At 62.6% G+C, this 18,076-nt stretch carries 20 protein-coding genes; 12 read left to right on the forward strand and 8 right to left on the reverse strand.

The features are described 5' to 3' along the window. Positions 1 to 122: 122 nt before the first annotated feature. The 7 genes from ruvB to ASD44_RS11890 form a co-directional block, all read right to left on the reverse strand. Entirely contained in the window at positions 123 to 1,160 is a 1,038-nt protein-coding gene (gene ruvB / locus ASD44_RS11860; protein ID WP_056112062.1) for a Holliday junction branch migration DNA helicase RuvB, read from the reverse strand. Positions 1,161 to 1,203: 43 nt separating this feature from the next. Further along, the gene (ruvA, locus tag ASD44_RS11865) at positions 1,204 to 1,824 is read right to left on the reverse strand and encodes a Holliday junction branch migration protein RuvA (protein WP_056112064.1); all 621 of its coding nucleotides are present in this window, start codon (positions 1,822 to 1,824) and stop codon (positions 1,204 to 1,206) included. Between the two features lie 33 nt (positions 1,825 to 1,857). After that, positions 1,858 to 2,367: a crossover junction endodeoxyribonuclease RuvC gene (ruvC, locus tag ASD44_RS11870; protein ID WP_056112066.1), complete on the reverse strand. Its 510-nt coding sequence runs from the start codon at positions 2,365 to 2,367 to the stop codon at positions 1,858 to 1,860. A gap of 68 nt (positions 2,368 to 2,435) precedes the next feature. Beyond that, positions 2,436 to 2,969, reverse strand: a complete 534-nt coding sequence (locus ASD44_RS11875) for a DUF1465 family protein (RefSeq protein ID WP_056112069.1) — start codon at positions 2,967 to 2,969, stop codon at positions 2,436 to 2,438. 372 nt (positions 2,970 to 3,341) lie between these two features. Continuing rightward, positions 3,342 to 3,734, reverse strand: a complete 393-nt coding sequence (locus tag ASD44_RS11880; RefSeq protein ID WP_056112072.1) for a hypothetical protein — start codon at positions 3,732 to 3,734, stop codon at positions 3,342 to 3,344. 241 nt (positions 3,735 to 3,975) lie between these two features. After that, on the reverse strand, positions 3,976 to 4,746 hold the full coding sequence (locus tag ASD44_RS11885) for a sulfite exporter TauE/SafE family protein (protein ID WP_056112075.1): 771 nt from the start codon (positions 4,744 to 4,746) through the stop codon (positions 3,976 to 3,978). Between the two features lie 116 nt (positions 4,747 to 4,862). Beyond that, a complete protein-coding gene (locus tag ASD44_RS11890) occupies positions 4,863 to 5,318 on the reverse strand; it encodes an Lrp/AsnC family transcriptional regulator (RefSeq protein ID WP_056112078.1) in 456 nt (151 codons plus the stop codon). A 129-nt stretch (positions 5,319 to 5,447) separates the two neighbouring features. On the opposite strand from ASD44_RS11890, the gene ASD44_RS11895 reads away from it, so the two are divergent. From ASD44_RS11895 to ASD44_RS11940, 10 genes are all read left to right on the forward strand, one after another. Further along, a complete protein-coding gene (locus ASD44_RS11895) occupies positions 5,448 to 6,347 on the forward strand; it encodes a DMT family transporter (RefSeq protein WP_056112082.1) in 900 nt (299 codons plus the stop codon). Between the two features lie 78 nt (positions 6,348 to 6,425). Next, positions 6,426 to 6,884, forward strand: a complete 459-nt coding sequence (locus tag ASD44_RS11900) for a GNAT family N-acetyltransferase (RefSeq protein WP_056115995.1) — start codon at positions 6,426 to 6,428, stop codon at positions 6,882 to 6,884. Between the two features lie 126 nt (positions 6,885 to 7,010). Next, entirely contained in the window at positions 7,011 to 7,658 is a 648-nt protein-coding gene (locus tag ASD44_RS11905; RefSeq protein ID WP_056115998.1) for a thiamine phosphate synthase, read from the forward strand. 3 nt (positions 7,659 to 7,661) lie between these two features. Then, positions 7,662 to 8,747 (forward strand): tetratricopeptide repeat protein, encoded by a 1,086-nt coding sequence (locus ASD44_RS11910; protein WP_244478766.1) that lies wholly within the window; start codon positions 7,662 to 7,664, stop codon positions 8,745 to 8,747. Positions 8,748 to 8,866: 119 nt separating this feature from the next. Next, on the forward strand, positions 8,867 to 9,433 hold the full coding sequence (efp, locus tag ASD44_RS11915; protein WP_056112085.1) for an elongation factor P: 567 nt from the start codon (positions 8,867 to 8,869) through the stop codon (positions 9,431 to 9,433). Between the two features lie 27 nt (positions 9,434 to 9,460). Beyond that, positions 9,461 to 10,258 carry an inositol monophosphatase family protein gene (locus ASD44_RS11920; RefSeq protein WP_056112088.1) on the forward strand — a complete coding sequence of 266 codons (798 nt, stop codon included), beginning with the start codon at positions 9,461 to 9,463 and terminating at the stop codon, positions 10,256 to 10,258. A gap of 98 nt (positions 10,259 to 10,356) precedes the next feature. Beyond that, positions 10,357 to 11,049 carry a hemolysin III family protein gene (locus tag ASD44_RS11925; RefSeq protein ID WP_056112091.1) on the forward strand — a complete coding sequence of 231 codons (693 nt, stop codon included), beginning with the start codon at positions 10,357 to 10,359 and terminating at the stop codon, positions 11,047 to 11,049. Positions 11,050 to 11,181: 132 nt separating this feature from the next. Continuing rightward, positions 11,182 to 12,204, forward strand: a complete 1,023-nt coding sequence (locus ASD44_RS11930) for a MotA/TolQ/ExbB proton channel family protein (RefSeq protein ID WP_056112094.1) — start codon at positions 11,182 to 11,184, stop codon at positions 12,202 to 12,204. Between the two features lies 1 nt (position 12,205). Then, positions 12,206 to 13,237, forward strand: coding sequence for a peptidoglycan -binding protein (locus ASD44_RS11935; RefSeq protein WP_056112096.1), 1,032 nt, complete (start codon positions 12,206 to 12,208; stop codon positions 13,235 to 13,237). A gap of 315 nt (positions 13,238 to 13,552) precedes the next feature. Beyond that, a complete protein-coding gene (locus ASD44_RS11940) occupies positions 13,553 to 13,921 on the forward strand; it encodes a hypothetical protein (RefSeq protein WP_156459837.1) in 369 nt (122 codons plus the stop codon). Positions 13,922 to 13,976: 55 nt separating this feature from the next. On the opposite strand, the gene ASD44_RS11945 is transcribed toward ASD44_RS11940, so the two are convergent. Beyond that, on the reverse strand, positions 13,977 to 14,330 hold the full coding sequence (locus ASD44_RS11945) for a DUF1304 domain-containing protein (RefSeq protein ID WP_056112102.1): 354 nt from the start codon (positions 14,328 to 14,330) through the stop codon (positions 13,977 to 13,979). A gap of 169 nt (positions 14,331 to 14,499) precedes the next feature. Here ASD44_RS11945 and ASD44_RS11950 point away from each other — a divergent pair, with 169 nt between their 5' ends. Together ASD44_RS11950 and ASD44_RS11955 are read left to right on the forward strand one after the other, a co-directional pair. Then, a complete protein-coding gene (locus ASD44_RS11950) occupies positions 14,500 to 15,987 on the forward strand; it encodes a carboxypeptidase M32 (protein WP_056112105.1) in 1,488 nt (495 codons plus the stop codon). Positions 15,988 to 16,321: 334 nt separating this feature from the next. Then, positions 16,322 to 18,067 (forward strand): DUF3857 domain-containing transglutaminase family protein, encoded by a 1,746-nt coding sequence (locus ASD44_RS11955; protein WP_056112108.1) that lies wholly within the window; start codon positions 16,322 to 16,324, stop codon positions 18,065 to 18,067. Positions 18,068 to 18,076: the final 9 nt, after the last annotated feature.

Raw genomic sequence — 18,076 nt, forward strand, 5'->3', positions numbered from 1 at the left:
AAAGCCTTAATTTGGAATTTCGGACTAAAAATCGCTCGCCAGTGCAAGGCAGCTTCAAACCGTCACTTAAAAGCAGGATCGGGGGAATTTCGAAGTTTCCCCGAACAATCGCCGAGCGGCGGTTACTCTTCCTGGAACAGGTTGATCTGCTGCTGGACGAAATCCTTCGGCGCTTCGAGACCGAGATGCCGCCAGGCATTCGCGGTCAGCACACGGCCACGCGGCGTGCGCTGGATGAAGCCCTGCTGGATCAGATAGGGCTCGATGATGTCCTCGATGGCGTCGCGCGGCTCCGACAGCCCGGCCGCGATGGTCTCGATCCCGACTGGGCCTCCACCGAAATTCATCGCGATCATCGACAAATAGCGCCGGTCGAGCGCATCGAGGCCGAGCGCATCGACCTCCAGCCGCGACAGCGCCTCGTCGGCGATCTTGCGGGTGACGAGTTCGGCGCCGGCGACGGTGGCGAAATCGCGCACCCGCCTCAGCAGCCGGCCGGCGATGCGCGGCGTGCCGCGCGCCCGCCGCGCGATCTCCGAAGCCCCATCGTCGCTGAGCGGCAGGCTGAGGATGCGCGCGCCGCGCCGCACGATCAGTTCCAGCTCCTCGACCGTGTAGAAATTCAGCCGCACGGGAATGCCGAAGCGGTCGCGCAGCGGATTGGTGATCAGACCGAGCCGCGTTGTCGCCGCAACCAGCGTAAACCGGGCAAGGTCGATCTTGACCGAACGCGCCGCCGGTCCTTCGCCGATGATCAGGTCGAGCTGGTAGTCCTCCATCGCCGGATAGAGGATTTCCTCGACCGCCGGACTGAGCCGATGGATCTCGTCGATGAACAGCACATCGCGTTCTTCGAGATTGGTCAAAAGCGCCGCCAAGTCGCCGGCCTTGGCGATGACCGGGCCGGAGGTGGAGCGGAAGTTGACGCCCATCTCGCGCGCCATGATCTGCGCCAGCGTCGTCTTGCCCAAGCCGGGGGGACCGACGAACAGCACATGGTCCAGCGCCTCGCCTCGGCCCTTTGCCGCCTCGACGAAGACTTTCAGATTGGCCCGCGCCGCCGCCTGGCCGACGAATTCGTCAAGCGTCTGCGGCCGCAATGTCTGGTCGGCATCCTCGCCGCGCTGTTCGGGCGTGAGAAGGCGGGGGGAAAGGCTCATGCCTCCCTCCTTGCATGGGTGTCAGCCATGAGCAAGCACGGCGTCACCGCGCCAGCTCCTTCAAGCCGAAACGGATGAGCTTGGCCGAATCCGCACCCTCCCCGGCCGTCTTCATCGCGGCGGCGATGGCATTGGCGGCGATGTCGCGCGAATAGCCGAGGTTGACCAGCGCCGATACGGCGTCGGTGATCGGCGCCGGAGCCACCCCTTCGCCCAGTTCCTGCTTCAACCCGATGGTGCCGGACGCGGAACCGGCAAAAGCCGGCGCCTTGTTCTTCAGCTCGGTGACGATGCGTTCGGCCACCTTCTTGCCGACGCCCGGCGCCCTGGAGACCATGGCGATGTCGCGCAGTGCGATGGCGTTGGCGAGATCAGCGGGCGCCATGGTGGAGAGGATCGCCAGAGCCACCTTGGCCCCGACGCCCTGAACATTGTTCATCAGCAGCCGGAACCACTCTCGTTCCAGTCCCGACTGGAACCCGTAGAGCCGGATCATGTCCTCGCGCACATAGGTCTCGATGAACAGCACGACAGCCTCGCCGGGAGCCGGGAGCGTGGCGAGCGTCCGGGCCGAGCAATAGGCGACGTAACCAACGCCATGCACGTCGACGACGCAGTAATCCTCGTCGATCTCGTCCACCGTACCCTTGAGCTTGCCGATCATCGACGAATGTCCTGACAGATGGATTTCACTGCGCTATCCCGCCAGCGCCAGCCGGTAGGCAGCGCTTTGCCGATGGTGTGCGTGGCAGATGGCGATGGCAAGTGCGTCGGCGGCATCATCCGTGTCGAACGTGGCCTTCGGCATCAGCACCCGCACCATCATGTGGATCTGCTTCTTGTCGCCGTGGCCCACGCCGATCACCGCCTTCTTCACCGCGTTCGGCGCGTATTCTGCGACCAGCAGCCCGGCGCGCGCAGGCACCAGCATGGCAATACCGCGCGCCTGGCCGAGCTTGAGCGTGGCGGCGGCATCCTTGTTGACGAAAGTCTGTTCGACCGCGGCCTCATGCGGCATGGCCTGGTGCAACACCTCGGCCAGCCCGTCATGCAATTGGCAAAGCCGTGCCGCCAGCGATGCCTTGTCGTCGGAACGAACCGTGCCGGCCGCGACGAAGCGCAGGGAATTGCCGAGCGTCTCGACAACGCCCCATCCGGTCCGCCTCAGCCCCGGGTCGATACCGATGATGCGAATCGTTTCCGCCATTTTCACACTCTATCCGCCCGGCACAGCCATGCCAGTAAAATGTGAACAAAGCAGAAACGTATCGGCGATCAGCCCCGCCCGAAAGCAGTGTTGAGCAGCATGATCTGGTCCGAGACCGGATTGCCGCGGTGGCCGGCGCGCGGCGGCGTCGTCACCGCTCCCGAGCCGTAGACCTCCTCGTCCATGCGTCGCACCAGCGACTGCAGCCGCAGCGAGCGGTTGACCAGGTCGAGGAAGTCCTTTGGCAGTTCGTTCCAGCCGGCGGCTTCGTCATGCGCCGAGGCTGTATCGAGCCGGACCTTGGATTTTTCGGAGGCAACCTGATCGCGGGTCATTTCACCGGAATTGGCAGCTCGTTGCAGCAGCAGCCAGGATGCGATCTGCATCAGGCGGGTGGTAAGCCGCATGGATTCCGCTGCATAGAGCGTCGCCCCCAGCCGCGAAAGCTTCTTGGCCTCGACGCGGCCCTGCCCGTCGAGATATTCCGCCGCCTCTTCGACCAGCCCCATGCCCTCATTGTAGAGCGGCTTGAAGGATTGGGAAAAGACCCGGCGTTCTGCCAGCTTGACCGTCTTTCCGTTGTCCCTCGAGGCTTCGTTCATGTCTGCGTCCTGCGCCTTATAGAGCCGGCTGATTCGTTAGCCGCACCGTGAGGCCCGGCAAAATAGAAGATAGGCCGGGAAAATGCGCTCCGTTGTCCACGAAGGCAAGGACATGTTTAACAAAGGGTTAACGGCGCTTTTGCGGCAGGCGCAAAGCCTGTGGACCAGACAAAAAAAGAGCCGCGGATAAGGCGGCTCTCAGGAGTTAAACAGGGAGGCGTCAAACAAAGTGGCTCCAACCACTCGGTAAGAATCCAGATAACTGGATAGCCGTAGTAATCGGCTGTAAAGCTTAATGAGTGCTTAACACCCGGCGATTTTTTTGACCTAACGCCTGCTTCTGTGCCGTATCAGGACAGATCGAACCGCGGTCTAGCCGGCATTCCGGCTCGGCCGCCACAGCGCCGGCAAGGCGATGAAGGCGAAGAGAAGCATCGCCGCATAGAAGCCGAGCGAGGAGATCGCCACCAGCGGCTCGATCGCCTCGTTGCCGCCGAGCAGCAGGAACAGCCCGATCAGCAGGCCGATGCCGCTGACCGCCGTCAGCCAGAAATGCACCTTGGCGAGCAGCGTGGCGCTCATCGCCGGAAACAGATGATAGAAGAAGGCGAACACCGCCGACATCAGCCAGCCTGCCACCATGGTGTGGGCATGAACCGGCATTTGCGAATGGTCCTGCGAAATGGACATGTGCAGGCCGAGCGCCATGCCGCACAGCGCATAGACCACCGCCAGCGTGAAGAAGTTTCTTGCCACCCCTTGCATAATTTATCTCCCTTGCCTTTTCCCTTCGGGGAATGGGTTAGCCAGCCGCCAATGCGGCTGTGCCTCGAGCTTCGGGAGCGCCTGAGCGCAAATCATGGAAGAATGTGCCGCGCCAGCGCCCCCACGCTATCGGCAATGTAACTGATAGCAGGATTGCACGTCCAAAGCGCTAGGGCCGCGCCCAATTCCATGGATTTTTTTTGGCCTGCGCTGCCACGACGGGAGCCAGCCACGCACACCGCTACAGCAGCCCGAGAACACCGTCCCAAAGGAGCTTTCCGCCCGCCAGCGCGACCGTCGCATAGGTGAATGGATAGAACAGTTCCGGCCGCATGCGCCGCACCAGCCACGCGCCAGCCAATGTCGCCAGCGGCGCCAGCGGCATCAGCACCAGCGAAGCGGTGAGATTGGTGGAATCGAACTGGCCAAGCGCGAAATAGGGCAGCAGCTTGATCGCATTGGTGGCGGCGAAGAAGAGCGCCGTCGTGCCTGACAGGATTTTCGGATCGAGCCGCAACGGCAGCGTATAGATCTGGAAGGGTGGGCCGCCGACATGCGCCACGAACGAGGTGAAGCCGGAGACCGAACCCCAGAAAGCGGCGGCGAGCCGGTTCGGCGGCGCGGCATGGGTCGAGCCGTGACGAAATCGAAGATAGATCCAACGGAGCACGAAGATCATCGCCACCGTACCGACGATCAGCCTTATCGCCTCCTCCGTCACCATCGCGGCCGTCAGCCAGCCGAGGCCGATTCCCAGCAGCGAGCCCGGCAGCATGTCCATCAATGTTTTGCGGTCGTAGACGCCCCACCAGCTCCACACCGCCGCCACGTCCATCAGGCACAGGATCGGCAGCAGGATGGCGGCGGCCTGTACCGGCGGCATGGCGAGCGCCATCAGCGGCACGCCGACGAACCCGGCGGCGCCGCCGAAACCGCCCTTCGACAGCCCGACAAGGATCACTGAGGGGATGGCCGCGGCGTAGAACAGCGGATCGGCAAGCAGACCTGTCATGACACTATCGAAGGCTGGAAGGGACGCAGCACCGGGATAACCCAGAAAGCAGCGCGCCGCGATAGGAAATTGCGCCCGCTGATGCCATTCCTCCGCTGGCAGCGACAGCGGCTTGCCTACCGGGCCGGTCCTGTGGCCTCCAAAGGCGGAGGCCGCCGGTGGATAGGCTTCGCCTTGACGATGGCGGTGCTGGTCTCGGCCTTGTCGGCGATATGGTCAAGGATGCCGTCGAGCTGGCCGATCGAGCGGACATAAAGCCTTGCGACGAAACAGTCGTCGCCCGTCACCTTGTCGCATTCGCCGAATTCGGGCGTCTCTTCGATCAGCTTCTGGACAATATGCAGCTTTCCCGGCAGCGGGCGGATGCGAACGATTGCCTCGAGAGTATAGCCGAGCGCCTGCGGATCGACGTCTATCGTAAACGCGCGCACCACGCCGCGTTCCTCCAGCCGGCGCAGCCGCTCCGATACGCTTGGCGACGACAGGCCGACGCGTTGCGCCAGTTCCTTGAGCGAGGTTCGTGAATCCAAGATCAGGATTTCAACGAGGCGACGGTCGAGATCGTCAAGCATCTTTCATCCTTATGAAAAAATCTACGTTAGCCTTACTTTATTAAATGAAAAAGGGGTTCTGGCTTTTATAAAGCATATAAAACTCCTTCAGTGCATGGGAAAATCAGCCTGTTCTTCAGGGGAAGCGTCATGAACAGCACAGCGCGCGGCACAATCGAGATGACGGCTGCGATGGGCATTCTCGGCACCATCGGATGGTTCGTGGTCATGTCCGGCCAGCCAGCCATGGACGTGGTGTTCTGGCGTTGCGCATTCGGCGCGCTGACGCTGCTCGTCATCTGCGCCGCGCTCGGTCTTTTTCGCGGCACGTTGTCCGTACGCACATTGGCGATAGCGGCGCTCGGCGGCGTCGCCATCGTCGTGAACTGGCTGCTGCTGTTCAGCGCCTTCCCGCGCGCCTCGATCTCGATCGCCACGGCGGTCTACAACACCCAGCCCTTCATGCTGGTCGCATTCGGCGCGATCTTCTTCTCCGAACGGCTGACGCTGGCCAAGCTGACCTGGCTTGCCGTCTCCTTTGTCGGCATGCTGCTGATCGTGCGCACGGCGCCCGATGTCAGCTTCGTCGGCACCGATTACTTCATCGGCATCGCCATGGCGCTGGCCGCCGCCTTCTTCTGGGCCGTGGCGGCCGTCGTCACCAAGACGCTCAAGGGCACGCCGCCGCATCTGATCGCGCTGATCCAGGTCTGCGTCGGCGTCGTCATGCTGGCGCCCTTCGCCAATTTCTCCGCCCTTCCGACGGATGCATGGAGCTGGACCATGCTGGTGACGCTGGGCGTCGTCCACACCGGGCTGATGTACATATTGATGTACGGCGCCATCCAGAAGCTGCCGACCTCTCTGCAAGGGTCGCTTTCTTTCATCTATCCTGTGGTGGCCATCCTGGTCGACGTGCTGGCCTTCGGCCACCGGCTTCATCCGGCGCAGGTTGTCGGCGCGGCGGCCATATTGATCGCGGCGGCCGGAATGAACCTGGGCTGGTCGCCGTGGAAAACGCAAGCGCCAGCGGCCCGGACGGCGAAGTAACCGTCACCTCCACATTGATGTCGGCGCCCGCACGCTTTATTCGGAAGCCGCGCGCCAATGCGTCAATCCGGAGGCAAGATGACCGACATTCTTTTCCGACGTGCGACAGAAGCGGATGTCCCGGCAATCGTCGCCATGCTGGCCGACGATGCGCTGGGCAAAGCGCGCGAGGACTTGTCCGAGCCGCTTGCCGAAAGTTATCGCACGGCTTTCGCCACCATCGATAGCGACCCGCATCAGTTGCTCGCGGTCATGGAAGAAGGTGGCCGCATCGTCGGCACCTTGCAGATCAGTTTTCTTGCCGGCTTGTCCCGCAAGGGCGCCACGCGCGGCCAGATCGAGGCCGTGCGCGTGGCTGCCGACCGGCGCGGCGCGCGGCTCGGCGAGAAACTGATCGAATGGGCCGTGGACCAGTGCCGCGAGCGTGGCTGCCAGGTCGTTCAGCTGACCACTGACAAGAGCCGCATCGACGCGCATCGCTTCTATGACCGATTGGGCTTCACAGCCAGCCACATCGGCTACAAGCTCAATCTTTGAGCCCACGGTCGCGAGCGTGCCGACCGGCGAACCATGATCCGCCGCCTGTTCATCGCCGTCCCTTTCGTCTATGCCGCAATCCAACCATCTTCGCCTCGCATAGGCGGAACCCGGGATTGAATGCCGATGAATGACGCAACACCTCTGAACCGCTGCCGTATCGTCCTGATCGCGCCCCCCGGCGCGGCAGCCGAACAGGTTGTTGCCGCGCTCGGCGGCGGCGATGTCGCATCGCTTATCTTGCCGCAATACGAGGCCGACGAGGCTTCCTTCCAGGCGTTCGCCGAAACGGTGACCCCGGCCGCGCAGGCGGCGGGCGTGGCGGTGATCATCGCCGGCGACACGCGCATCGCCGGGCGCATCCACGCCGACGGCATCCATGTCGAGACAAGCAAGGCTGAGCTGGCCGAGACGATCGAAAAATTCCAGGACAAGATGATGGTTGGCGCCGGCGGCGCCAAAACCCGCGACGACGCACTGGAGCTGGGTGAAGAGCGGCCGGACTACATCTTCTTCGGCCGCTTCGGCTACGACAACAAGCCCGAGCCGCACAGCCGCAATCTGTCGCTCGGCCGGTGGTGGGCCGAGGTGATCGAAATCCCTTGCATCGTGTTGGCCGGCTCCGACCTCTCCTCCGTCGAGGCGGTCGCGGCGACCGGCGCCGAGTTCGTGGCGCTCTCCTCGGCGGTTTTCGCCGAGGGTGTAAACCCGGCTGAAGCAATTGCCCACGCCAATGCGCTGCTGGAAGAGCACGCGCCGCGCTTCGAGAACTGACCCGTGCCGGCACCACGCATCCTGCCGCTCGCGGCCATGATCGCCATGGCATGGTCGGCGCAGGCATTCGGTCAGGAAAAACCGGCGACGGCAAAGCCCGAGGCGGTGAAGGCAGCGCCGGCCCAGCCTCAAGCGTCCAAACCTGCGGCAGAAACCAAGACGGACAAGCCGATCGAAAAAACGCTGCCGCAGCCGGCGACTACCGTCGAACCGCCACCGCTGCCTTCCGCCGACGTCATCAATCCCGAGCGCTTCGGCGCCAAGCCTGCGGATGCCGCCTATGGCGCCTTCCAGCGCGGCCTCTACAGGACGGCGTACAATCTCGCTTTGCCGCGCGCCCAGAACGGCGATCCCGCAGCGGCGACGTTGCTGGCCGAAATCACCTCGCGCGGCCTCGGCGTGCCGCTCAACTTCCCCGAAGCGGCCAAGTGGTACGCGCAGGCGGCCGAGCGCGGCGTGCCGGAAGCGCAGTTCCAGTATGCGCTGATGCTGATCGAAGGCCGCTATGTGAAGAAGGACGAGAAAGGCGCCTTTGCGCTGATGCAGGCCGCCGCCGAAGCGGGCAACCGGCTTGCCCAGTTCAACTTCGCGCAGCTCCTCGTCCAGCAGGACGCCGGCGATGACGGGCTGGCGAAGGCCGTCCCATATTACGAGCGCGCTGCCGCCACCGGTCTTGCCGACGCGCAATATGCCATGGCGCAGATCTACGCCAACGGGGTCGGCGGCAAGAAGCAGGATGATGCCCGGGCACGCCGCTTGCTGGAACAGGCCGCACGGCAGAACTACGACACGGCTCAGCTCGACCTCGCCCAGTGGATGGTGGACGGACGCGGCGGCAAACGTGACCTGGCGGGCGGCTTCGGCTGGATGAAGCGGGCCGCCGACGGCGGCAATGTCGCCGCCCGCAATCGCCTGGCGAAATTCTACATGGCCGGCATCGGCGTCGAGCCTGACGCCAATCTGGCCGCCGCCTGGTACATCGTCGCCCGCAGGGCGGGGTTGATTGACCAGGACATGGAGGATTTCCTCCGCGGCCTGACCACGGAAGAAATCAAGAAGGCGCTGCAGCAGGCGAACCGCCTGCCCTGAAGCAGGCCACCTGCCCTTCACGCCGCCATCGCCCGCCGCCTTCTTGCCTCCCGAAGCGATTTGTGGTCTTGGGGGCCGAAGCCCCCTTGGGGGCACCAGCATCCGGACCCAGCGCAATCATGGCCAAGATCAACGGCAACGAAATCCGGCCCGGCAATGTCATCGAACATGATGGCGGCCTGTGGGTCGCGGTGAAGACCAATTCGGTCAAGCCGGGCAAGGGCGGCGCCTACAATCAGGTCGAGTTGAAGAACCTCATCAACGGCACCAAGCTCAACGAGCGTTTCCGCTCGGCCGAGACGGTCGAGCGCGTCCATCTCGACATGAAGGATTTCTCCTTCCTCTACGAACAGGGCGACTCCCTCGTCTTCATGGACACCGAGAGCTACGAGCAGCTCGAATTGCAGAAGGATTTCGTCGGCGACCGCGCCGCCTTCCTGCAGGACGGCATGATGGTGACGGTACAGCTCTACGAAGAAACGCCGATCGGCATATCGCTGCCGGATCAGGTCACGCTGACCATCACCGAGGCTGACCCTGTGGTAAAGGGCCAGACGGCCGCTTCGTCCTACAAGCCGGCCATCCTCGAAAACGGCATCCGCGTGCTGGTGCCGCCCTTCATCGAGGCTGGCGAACGCATCCTCGTCGACACCAACGAAATCATTTATCTGCGCCGCGCCGATTGAGCGGCGTAAAACCGGAAGATTGATCCCATGGCCCGCTCAGCTCTCCTCAACGTCATGGTTCAGGCCGCGATGAAAGCCGGCCGCTCGCTGTCGCGCGATTTCGGCGAGGTGCAGAACTTGCAGGTCTCGCTCAAGGGACCCGGCGACTATGTCAGCCAGGCCGACCGCAAGGCCGAGGAAATCATCTTCACCGAACTGTCCAAGGCGCGTCCCGGCTATGCCTTCCTGATGGAGGAACGCGGCACGGTCGACGGCGACGACGACCAGCACCGCTGGATCGTCGACCCGCTCGACGGCACCACCAATTTCCTGCACGGCATTCCGCTTTTCGCGGTTTCCATCGCCCTCGAGCGCCAGGGCCAGATCGTCGCCGGCGTCATCTACAATCCGGCCATGGACGAGCTTTACACCGCCGAGCGCGGCGGCGGCGCCTTCATGAACGATCGGCGGCTGCGCGTCGCCGCCCGCTCCAAGCTGACCGATTCGGTCATCGGCTGCGGCGTTCCGCATCTCGGCCGTGGCCATCACGGCAATTTCCTCGTCGAGCTGCGCAACGTCATGGCCGAAGTCTCCGGCGTCCGCCGCATGGGCGCGGCGTCGCTCGACCTCGCCTATGTGGCCGCGGGCCGCCTCGACGGCTTTTGGGAAAACAATCTCTCGGCCTGGGACATCGCAGCCGGCCTGCTGCTGATCCGCGAAGCCGGCGGCTTCGTCTCCGATCTTTCCGGCGGCCAGAACATGCTGGACGACGGCTCCGTCGCCGCCGGCAATGAAGTCATCCACCGGGCGCTGCTGAAGACGATCGCCAAGCCGCTCAAGGGATAGGTTGCCGTAAGCATCGCGTCATACCGTCGCAAATCCGAAACAAGGCTCTGGCATGTAGCCTGCATGTCCCCCAGATTATGGGCAGACAGGCCGCTTCGATGACCCGGACCGAAACACCGACCGAACTCCATATTCCCTTCAGGGGACGCTGGCACTATTCGCGCGCCGAGCTGATCGCCGATGGCATCGTCCATGCGGTCGGCATCGTGCTGGCCATCGCAGCCGGCTCGGCGCTGCTCGCGCTTGCCGCTTTCCACACCGGGCCGGGCGAATACATCGCAGCCGTATTCTACGTCGTCTCGCTGCTCACCGTGCTGTCGGTGTCGCTGGCCTACAATCTATGGCCCGTGCAGTCACCGGCGAAGTGGATCCTGCGCCGCTTCGACCATTCCGCCATTTATCTGCTGATCGCAGCGACCTACACGCCGTTCCTGGCGCAGCTGGACAATTCGCCCCTCGCCCGCTGGATGATCGGCGCGGTCTGGATCGCAGCCGCCTTCGGCATGGCGATCAAGATTTTCCTGCCCGGCCGCTTCGATCGGCTCGCCGTCGTTTTCTACCTCGCCATCGGCTGGAGCGGCGTCGTGCTCGCCGAGCCGCTGATCGCCACGCTGCCCAACACCTCGCTGGCGCTGATCGTTGCCGGCGGCATCGTCTATTCTTCCGGCGTGATCTTCTACGCCTGGAAAGGCCTGCGCTTCCACACCGCGCTGTGGCACGGCTTCGTCGTCGGTGCCGCCGGCCTGCATCTGGCGGCGCTCGCAGACTGTCTGGTGGTCAGCCGTCTTTAGACCTCTCTCTGGCTAGCAATGGGAACTAACGGCCGGCTGGCGGCGCCAAGCGCCTTCCAATTTGGTCACATTTCCGCTTACAGTCGCAGACAAGCGTGATCGATCATAGCTGGCAGCGCAGACGGGACACCGATGACTTTTCTCAAATCGTTCGCACTGGGCAAGCGTTCCGATGTGCTGAATTACGATCCCCACAAACTGTCCAGCCCGCAGGTCTTCCTGCTCACCATGGTCGTGTTCCTGGCGATTGTCGCCTTCATCGCCGCCATTCTGACCCGGCAGATTTCGGGTGCCTTCGTCACCAATCCGGGGCTGAACGGCCTGATCGTCGGCGTGCTTCTGGTTGGCATCCTGCTGGCCTTCGTCCAGGTGGGCAGGCTTTTCCGCGAGGTCCATTGGGTCAACTCTTTCCGTGCCGGCTCCGAGGTAACCGAACCCGTGCTGCTCGCGCCGATGAAGGCGATGCTCGGCCGGTCCTCCTCCATGGCCTTCTCCACCAGTTCGATGCGCACGATGCTGGATTCCATCGCCACTCGTCTCGACGAAAGCCGCGACACCTCGCGCTATTTGGTCGGCCTGCTCGTCTTTCTCGGCCTGCTCGGCACTTTCTGGGGACTGCTGACGACCATTGGTTCCATCGGTGAGACCATCCAGGCGCTCGACCCCGGCAGCGGCGACGCAGCCGCCGTGCTCGATGCCCTGAAGCAGGGCCTCGCCGCACCGCTTGCAGGCATGGGAACGGCCTTCTCGTCCTCGCTCTTTGGCCTCTCCGGATCGCTTGTGCTCGGCTTCCTCGACCTGCAGGCCGGGCGCGCGCAGACGCGCTTCTATACCGAGCTTGAAAACTGGCTGTCTTCCGTCACAGACTTGTCTTCCGACATCGTCGTCACCGACCCGGCCAAAGCCGATTCCGTTGATGAAATCCGCGTCCTTTCGGAGCGCTTGCGCAGCATCCAGGAAAATGGCGGCTCCAATCCGCGTGTCGCCACCGCCATGGCGAGCCTCGCCGACGGCATCTCCGGTCTGGTCAAGAACATGCGCTCCGAACAGCAGATCATGCGCGACTGGGTGGAGGCGCAGTCCGACGAGCAGAAGGCCATGCGCAACACGCTGGAAAAAATCGCCGACGCGCTGAAGAAGCCGGGAGTGCACTGACTTGGCCCTAGCCCGGGCGCGCCGCGCCGACCGCAGGATCGACTACTGGCCGGGCTTCGTCGACGCGCTGTCGACCCTGCTTCTGGCAATCATGTTCATGCTTTCGGTCTTCGTGCTGGCGCAGTTCCTGCTCAGCCGCGAGATTTCCGGCAAGGACGAGGTGCTGTCGCGGCTGAATTCCCAGATAAACGAGCTGACACAGCTCCTCGCGCTGGAAAAATCCAACAGCCAGGACGCCCAGGATTCGCTCGCCAATCTGCAGGCCTCCCTGTCGGCGACAGAAGCCGAGAAAAGCCGGCTGGAACAGTTGTTGTCGCAAGGCGCCGGCGCGGGCGATGCCGCCAATGCGCGTGCTACCGAGCTTTCCGGCGAACTCGACACGCAGCGTCAGGTCAGCCAGCGCGCATTGAGCCAGGTCGAACTCCTCAACCAGCAGATCGCCGCGCTGCGCAAGCAGATCGCCGCGCTCGAGGATGCGCTGGATGTCTCCGAAACGCGCGACCGCGAATCCAACACCAAGATCGCCGATCTCGGCCGCCGCCTGAATGTCGCGCTGGCGCAGCGCGTGCAGGAACTCAACCGCTACCGCTCGGATTTCTTTGGCCGCCTGCGCGAAATCCTCGCCGATCGCGAAAATATTCGCATCGTCGGCGATCGTTTCGTCTTCCAGTCGGAAGTGCTGTTCCCGGTCGGCTCCGAGGAGATCAACGACGCCGGCCAGGTCGAGATGAAGAAGCTCGCCGACGCCATCATCGAGCTGCAGAAGGAAATCCCGCCCGAGATCAATTGGGTGCTGCGCGTCGACGGCCATACCGACGACCGGCCGCTTTCGGGCAGCGGACGCTATCGCGACAATTGGGAGCTTTCGACCGCGCGTTCGACCTCGGTGGTGAAGTTCCTGATCGCCAACGGGGTGCCGGCGAACCGTCTGGTGGCAGCCGGCTTCGGCGAATTCCAGCCGCTCGACACCGCCGGCACCGACGAGGCCCGCACCAAGAACCGTCGCATCGAGCTCAAGCTGACGGAACGCTGACCTGTTCCGCCGCGTCGTCATCTGGCACAGGACGCCGGATGGCTTCTCAGACGCTGTCGGCTTCAACTTTCCTTGAGCTCCGCGTGAACTAAGCCGTTGATTCAGCACGCCCTAGAGCGCTCACGACGAACCGGCAAGAGCGCCAAGAATTATCTTTTTTTAATTACCCTTCGCGCGACGGCGCTCCTACTGTTTGCATGCGGGCCGAGAACCGCCGGCGGTACATGCCTCCGCGACTCGACGGAACCGGACGGTCCGCAATATCGGACTGTCGGCACAGCGATGCCGGCAGTCCCTAGATCAGGAGACGCAATCATGCGCTCTTTCACTCCCAGGATGTTTGCAATTTCGATCCTTGTCGCCGCCGTGCCCCTGACCGGAGCCTATGCCTCGTCCTACAATGTCGGCGAAACGCCGGCTGTGCAGTTGCAGGGACCACGGCTCCAGGCCGTTCTCGGCCAGCTTCAGAGTGCCGTCGACGGGGTCAAGGCGGAACGCAGCGACAGGACGCTATCGGCAGCGCAAGCCGGAATGATGGAAAAACAGGCGGCAGGCATTCGCATGACGGCCGAGCGTGACGCCGCGCAAAATCACGGCCGGGTTCCGACCGCGCAGTATCACGACATCCTGCGCAAGATCGGCAACATCGCGCCGACCGTCGAAAATCTCGACGAACACGGCTGACCGCTTCCGGCAGGAAGGGACGTCGATCCTCCGGGGCTTCGGCTCCGGGGGATTTTCACCATCCCAGCCACAGCGCAGCCAGCGCCAGGACGGCCGGAACAGCCTGCACATAAAGGATCTTGCGGCCCACGGTTGCGGCCCCATAGAGGCCGGCCACCAGTACGCACAGCAGAAAGAAAGTTTTCACCGGAAAGCCTGCTGCGCCGAGATAGAGACCCCAGATCAACCCGGCTGCCAGAAAGCCGTTGTAAAGCCCCTGATTGGCGGCCAGCACCTTCGACGCCGCCGCGAATTCGGGCGTCAGCCTGAAGGTTCGGTGCCCGGTGGGCGTGTCCCACAGCACCATCTCCAGATAGACGATGTAGATGTGGATGAGGGCCACCAGCCCGACCAGAATGTTGCCGATCATCGTTTCCCCCGCTCATTCCCGCGAAGCCGCGCCTTGCGACATCCGCGCAGGATACGCCGCCGCCGCGATGACGCATAGGCAGCAAAAGTGGTTGCCACTCCTGGCGGCTTGCTGTCTTTTCACGCGCGACGGCGGCACGATCGCCAAGTTTACAGCACAAGGAAAAACCATGTCGTTCCAGAAACTCGATGAACTCGGCCACAAGCTCGAAGCGCTGGAACACGCGATGGCGATCCTCGGCGCCGACGAGGCGACCCATATGGCGGTTGGCGGCGGCGAGAAGCGCGCCGAGGCTATGGCGACCCTTGCCGGCATGTATCACCGCCAGGCGACCGCGCCGGAAATCGGCGACTGGATCGGCGCCGCCGAAAGTGAAGCGCTGAACGAGATGCAGGCGGCGGCTGTGCGCGAATTCAGGCGCCAGTACACCAACATGACCTGCCTGCCCACGGAGTTCGTCGAGCGTCAAACCAATGCACGCCTGCGCTCGGAGCAGCTTTGGCGCGACCTGCGCGCCAAGAACGATTGGACGGGCTTCCTGCCGGCCCTTCAAGGCATCGTCACGCTGGTGCGCGAGGAGGCGGCGTTGCGCGCCCAGGCGCTTGACCTTGCCCCTTACGACGCACTGATGGAACAATACGACCCCGGCAACCGCACCGCGGATATCACCCCGGTCTTTGCCGAGTTGAAGACCTTCCTCAAGGACTTCGTGCCGGAAGCTTTGGCGGCCCAGGAGCAGCGGCTGGCCAAGCGGCCGCTCAAGCCGCTTTCGGGTATTTACCCGATCGACAGACAGCGCGAACTCGGCCTGGCGATGATGGCCGCCGTCGGCTTCGATTTCAGTCATGGCAGCCTGTCGGTCTCGCATCATCCCTTCTGCGGCGGCGTGCCGAGCGACGTCCGCATCACCACGCGCTACAAGACGACCGACTTCCTCTCCGCGCTGATGGGCGTGCTGCACGAGACCGGCCACGCGCTGTATGAGCAGAACCTGCCGCGGGACTGGTCGCACTGGCCGCTCAGCCGCGCTCGCGGCATGGCCGTACACGAAAGCCAGAGCCTGTTTGTGGAAAAGCAGCTCGGCCGCAACCCGGCCTTCTGGCGCTGGGCGCTGCCGGTGGTGGAAAAGCACCTGGGCGAAGACTGGTCGATGGACGACATCCTGCCGCATGTGCATCAGGTGGAACGCGGCCTGATCCGTGTCGATGCCGACGAGGTCACCTACCCGCTGCACGTCATCCTGCGCTTCGAACTGGAGCAGGATCTCGTTTCCGGCGCATTGGACGTGGCCGACCTGCCGGAAGCCTGGGACGCCAAGATGCGCGACTATCTCGGTCTCTCCACCATCGACAACCCCGCCGACGGCCCGATGCAGGACGTGCACTGGCCGGGCGGCGCGTTCGGCTATTTCCCCTCCTACACACTGGGCGCCATGATGGCGGCGCAGCAATGGGCTGCATTGACGAAAGCACACAGCTCCGCCGAGGCCGATCTCGAAAAAGGGGATTTCACCGCGGTCAACGACTGGCGTCGCGACCATATCTGGTCGCAGGCCTCACGCTGGTCCACTCCCGAATTGATGCAACGCGCCACCGGCGAAAAGCTCAACGCAGCCCATTTCATCGCGCATCTGCGGGAGCGCTATGGGCGGGAGTGATCACAGGCGCAAATATAGACGTCAACGAGACTCTACTTTGCCTTGCAAACTAAACGGCATTTTTCTAGCAATAAGTGAGACGTGAACAATAGGGAAACAGGTCAGGCGATGCGGCGCACAGTTGTTTGGCAGCTTATCGGATTGATCCTTGTTGTATCCGTTTCCTGGCCGGCCGCGGCTGGTCCCCAAATTCACAAGGGGACGGCGGCTGATTGGGTCGAATTTGTTCCTCTCCCCAGCGCCGATCCCGCTTTGGCAGGCCAAATCCGGAATGGTCAATCCAACCTTTTGTCTGATTTTCAGACGAGGGCGAAGCCCGATGGATATGAGGTGTTTGACCGGGTATGCCTATAAGATCGTCGACCGGACCGGCCTTGAACGCGGCGCCTCGATCAGTGTCGAGTTCGATCCGGCCACCCAGGACATCACTTTCAACGAGTTGAAAGTGATCCGCGACGGCGTTGTCATCGATCATCTGACGGACGTTACCTTCGATGTCTTCCGCCGGGAAAAGGACGCCGAAAAAGGTGTTTTTGACGGGTGGCTGACGGCCTACGCCAACATCGATGATGTTCGAATCGGCGATATTGTCGACTATTCCAAGACAACCGTCAGAAAGCCGTTGGTCGGACGCGACCTGATGTTCCGGGTTTTTGACTTGGCTTGGTATGAGCCGGTCGCCCTGATCCGCGAAAAAATTATCTGGCCAGAGGAAAAACCGCTTACCATTCGCCGGACTGGAACGGACATTCAGCCGGAAATCCAGACCCGAGACGGACTGACCTCTTACCTATGGCAGGCTGCCAATCCGAAGCCGGAGCGTCGGGAGGACAATGTTCCTCCTGATGCTCTCCCGTATCAGTTCGTTTCCGTCTCTTCCACCGCGCGATGGCAGGACATCGCTGATGCGGTACTGCCCTATTATCGCCTGGACCAGCCTTTGCCCGCGGAGTTCGCAGCGAAGTTGGATGCCATAGCCACCAGCAATCCCTCGTCCGAAGACAAGATGATCGAGGCGATGCGTTTGGTACAGGATTCAATTCGTTATGTGAGCCTGTCTATTGGCCAAGGATCCTACGTGCCGCGCAATCCGACCGCCGTGGTAACCAGCGGCTTTGGCGACTGTAAGGACAAGGCCCTGCTCCTGGCCACGAGCCTGCGCCGGCTAGGCATTGAAGCCGTGACCGCGCTTACGGATATCGACGAGGGGGTCGCTCTGCCAAGCACCCTTCCGTCGCTCCGAGCCTTTGATCATGTCATCGTCAAGGCCAGCGTAGGCGATCGCGTGTACTGGCTCGACGCCACCAACTATCTGCAGGGTGGCAAAGCGGAAAACCTTGTTGCTCCGGGCTATTATTATGCCTTGCCCATTCTTCCGGGGGGTACAGGCATCGAGAGGATCGAACAGGGTATTCTCATACAGCCCACGACTTTTGTGAGCGAACTGTTCCTTTTCCCTAAACTTCCCGATCAACCGCTGCGGCTCAAGGTGGAGACGGTCTATCATGACGCCGATGCCGACAAGATGCGCTACAAACTGATTTCGCAATCTCAAGCAAAGGTCGCTGACGATTATCTGCAATACTATAACCGCCAATATCCGGGGATGAAGGCCGTCGAACCTCTCGTGACCAAGGACGATCGAGATGGAAACGTCATCGTCACCAACGAGTCTTACGAACTTGCGCCGGACGATCTTCACAAAAACGCTCTTGCCGAAAATTTTCCGCTCAAGGCGGATATTGGTCTGGGTTTCTTACCGGAACCGAGCAGTGTCGACCGGCAAAGTCCGGTTTGGCTCGGATTGAAAAGGTTCAACCGGCATAAAATCACGGTCAAGAACCTGAAGGCCCGGTTCGCGCCTCCCGAAGACATGCACGACATCATCACGCCGTACATGGCTTTCCGTCTCAGTTGGTCCAGCACACCGACGGAATTTGAATTGGATTGGATCCTGAACACGCTCAGCGACCGCGCGCCGGTTGCCGATCTGAGCGCATATCTGAAAGCCTTGAAGGACATCTCCTACAACGCATCGTTGAGCTACAATTTCGCCTATGCGCAGGCCGAGGCCAATTAGGCGAAGCCG

This window comes from Mesorhizobium sp. Root554 (assembly GCF_001427025.1).
Taxonomy (GTDB): domain Bacteria; phylum Pseudomonadota; class Alphaproteobacteria; order Rhizobiales; family Rhizobiaceae; genus Mesorhizobium.

Excerpts from the sequence above, each read along its gene's own strand:
- ASD44_RS11925 (WP_056112091.1), top strand. The coding sequence starts at position 10,357 with ATGACCCGGACCGAAACACCGACCGAACTCCATATTCCCTTCAGGGGA.
- ASD44_RS11920 (WP_056112088.1), top strand. The coding sequence starts at position 9,461 with ATGGCCCGCTCAGCTCTCCTCAACGTCATGGTTCAGGCCGCGATGAAA.
- ASD44_RS11940 (WP_156459837.1), top strand. The coding sequence starts at position 13,553 with ATGCGCTCTTTCACTCCCAGGATGTTTGCAATTTCGATCCTTGTCGCC.
- ruvA (WP_056112064.1), bottom strand. The coding sequence starts at position 1,824 with ATGATCGGCAAGCTCAAGGGTACGGTGGACGAGATCGACGAGGATTAC.
- ASD44_RS11905 (WP_056115998.1), top strand. The coding sequence starts at position 7,011 with ATGAATGACGCAACACCTCTGAACCGCTGCCGTATCGTCCTGATCGCG.
- ASD44_RS11885 (WP_056112075.1), bottom strand. The coding sequence starts at position 4,746 with ATGACAGGTCTGCTTGCCGATCCGCTGTTCTACGCCGCGGCCATCCCC.
- ASD44_RS11895 (WP_056112082.1), top strand. The coding sequence starts at position 5,448 with ATGAACAGCACAGCGCGCGGCACAATCGAGATGACGGCTGCGATGGGC.
- ASD44_RS11890 (WP_056112078.1), bottom strand. The coding sequence starts at position 5,318 with ATGCTTGACGATCTCGACCGTCGCCTCGTTGAAATCCTGATCTTGGAT.
- ASD44_RS11950 (WP_056112105.1), top strand. The coding sequence starts at position 14,500 with ATGTCGTTCCAGAAACTCGATGAACTCGGCCACAAGCTCGAAGCGCTG.
- efp (WP_056112085.1), top strand. The coding sequence starts at position 8,867 with ATGGCCAAGATCAACGGCAACGAAATCCGGCCCGGCAATGTCATCGAA.
- ASD44_RS11945 (WP_056112102.1), bottom strand. The coding sequence starts at position 14,330 with ATGATCGGCAACATTCTGGTCGGGCTGGTGGCCCTCATCCACATCTAC.
- ASD44_RS11880 (WP_056112072.1), bottom strand. The coding sequence starts at position 3,734 with ATGCAAGGGGTGGCAAGAAACTTCTTCACGCTGGCGGTGGTCTATGCG.
- ASD44_RS11900 (WP_056115995.1), top strand. The coding sequence starts at position 6,426 with ATGACCGACATTCTTTTCCGACGTGCGACAGAAGCGGATGTCCCGGCA.
- ASD44_RS11875 (WP_056112069.1), bottom strand. The coding sequence starts at position 2,969 with ATGAACGAAGCCTCGAGGGACAACGGAAAGACGGTCAAGCTGGCAGAA.
- ASD44_RS11930 (WP_056112094.1), top strand. The coding sequence starts at position 11,182 with ATGACTTTTCTCAAATCGTTCGCACTGGGCAAGCGTTCCGATGTGCTG.
- ruvC (WP_056112066.1), bottom strand. The coding sequence starts at position 2,367 with ATGGCGGAAACGATTCGCATCATCGGTATCGACCCGGGGCTGAGGCGG.
- ruvB (WP_056112062.1), bottom strand. The coding sequence starts at position 1,160 with ATGAGCCTTTCCCCCCGCCTTCTCACGCCCGAACAGCGCGGCGAGGAT.